At 48.9% G+C, this 1,803-nt stretch carries 2 protein-coding genes and 1 pseudogene; 1 reads left to right on the plus strand and 2 read right to left on the minus strand.

The features are described 5' to 3' along the window. Window positions 1–160 (minus strand): annotated as a pseudogene (locus CFR80_RS17930) (IS5/IS1182 family transposase); the annotation flags it as partial. 125 nt (window positions 161–285) lie between these two features. On the opposite strand from CFR80_RS17930, the gene CFR80_RS19140 reads away from it, so the two are divergent. Next, window positions 286–786, plus strand: a complete 501-nt coding sequence (locus CFR80_RS19140) for a HEPN domain-containing protein (protein ID WP_220032770.1) — start codon at window positions 286–288, stop codon at window positions 784–786. 8 nt (window positions 787–794) lie between these two features. Here CFR80_RS19140 and CFR80_RS17935 read toward each other — a convergent pair whose 3' ends face one another. Next, window positions 795–1,625 carry an IS5-like element IS1032 family transposase gene (locus CFR80_RS17935; protein WP_035366909.1) on the minus strand — a complete coding sequence of 277 codons (831 nt, stop codon included), beginning with the start codon at window positions 1,623–1,625 and terminating at the stop codon, window positions 795–797. Window positions 1,626–1,803: the final 178 nt, after the last annotated feature.

The following is a 1,803-nucleotide window of genomic DNA, read 5'->3' on the forward strand; positions in this document are numbered from 1 at the left end:
TGACCACCTCGCGCATATCCGTCGTGCGAGGGCGACCGCCCCGTTTCGCAGGGGGCACAAATGGCACGATCAAAGCCCATTCCCCGTCCATCATATCCGATGGATATCGCAGTCCTTCCCGGCTATGTTCACGTCGGGCAATACCAGTCCATGTCATCATTCACTCCATCTCTTCGTAAAGACGGATGAATCACAACAGGCTGGTATTGTTCAAAAACTTTCGGATCGGGCTCTAAGGACGATGGCAGTTACACCGAAGAAGAACTATTAAAATGCCAAGCATTTGTGGTTTTTTCTCATGCAGAGGTTGAGGTTTACTTAGAAAAAGTATCTCGGAAAATAATGAATTCTGCTAGGAAAGACTGGCTAGATCACTCAATATACGGCAGAGTAACCTCTGCTTTGGTAGCCTTTAGACGTCAGGAAAATGTTTTTGTTCCAGAGGATCCTAAAATATGCAACAAGAACAATGATATAACGAAGATCATAGAATATTCTTTTAAATCTCAAGAGGACATAATTTCTAAAAACAACGGGATTAAAAGATCTAATCTTGCTCAAATGATATTTCCTCTTGGAATTTTTTCTAGTGATATAGATGAATCATTATTGATATTATTGGATAATACAGGATCCAAAAGAGGAGATATAGTACACAAAGCAAGCAGCGTTTCATTAGGAAATATTCGAGACCCATTTTCTGATGAATTATCAGATATTACAAATTTAATTAATGAAATATCAGTATTTGATAAAAAAATGATAGACTTATTTGGAATTTCTTAGAGCCTGAATCAGAAAGCGGTTTGATTGATTTTTCGCAGAACTCTGCGGATATGGGCAATCATCAACCACGCGTGGGATGAAGAGATTGTTGCCTCGACATCCTTCGTGAGGCGACGGCAGCGTCCGAGCCATGCAAAGCTGCGCTCCACGATCCAGCGTTTGGGCAGGACGACGAAGCCTTCGGCCCGATCGCTACGCTTGACGATCTCGATCGTCCATCGGCCGAGTTCAGCCAGCGCACCACGCAACTTCTCGCCGGCATACCCGCCGTCACCGATCAGATGGCGAAGCCAGGGAAACAATGAGCGTATTCTGGTCGCTACCAGCGGCGCGCCATCACGATCCTGAATGTCGGCGGGATGCACGACGGCTGCCACGACATGACCCAGCGTATCGGTCGTGATATGCCGCTTGCGGCCCCTGATCTTCTTGCCCGCGTCATAACCGCGTGGACCGCCGTTTTCAGCAGTTTTAACCGACTGGCTGTCAATAATGCCTACCGAAGGCGTGGCGTCTCGCCCGTCCTGCTCACGCGACAGGATCACGAGAATATGGTTTATCGCTTCCCATCGTCCCTCGCGGATCCAACGGTAGAAATAGCCCTGCACGGTCGTGAAGGCGGGAAAATGACGAGGCAATTGTCGCCACTGGCAACCCGTAGTGACGATATAGAGGATCGCCTCCATGACCCGGCGCAAATCCGTACGTCGTGGTCTCCCCAGTCGTTTCTTCTCGGGCATCAAAGGCGCAATCAGCGCCCACTCCGCATCGCGAAGGTCGCTTGCATACTCCAGGTCGTCCCGGCGATACTGCGCGCGGGTGATTTCAGTCCAGGCCATCTTGATCTCATCAGGTTATCGCAAACCCATGAATCATAATCCACTGAAATCACTCAACTCATTTTCGGTCAGACACTTAGAGCCCGATCCGAAAGTTTTTCAAGCTTGACAATGCCTTGCTGTCCGTCGTGTGAGCATGCGGATCGAGGCGATCAATGTCCATGCGGTTGAGGACGCA

Origin of the sequence: Komagataeibacter oboediens, assembly GCF_003207815.1 — a bacterium.
Lineage (GTDB): Bacteria > Pseudomonadota > Alphaproteobacteria > Acetobacterales > Acetobacteraceae > Komagataeibacter > Komagataeibacter oboediens.

Excerpts from the sequence above, each read along its gene's own strand:
- CFR80_RS17935 (WP_035366909.1), bottom strand. The coding sequence starts at position 1,625 with ATGGCCTGGACTGAAATCACCCGCGCGCAGTATCGCCGGGACGACCTG.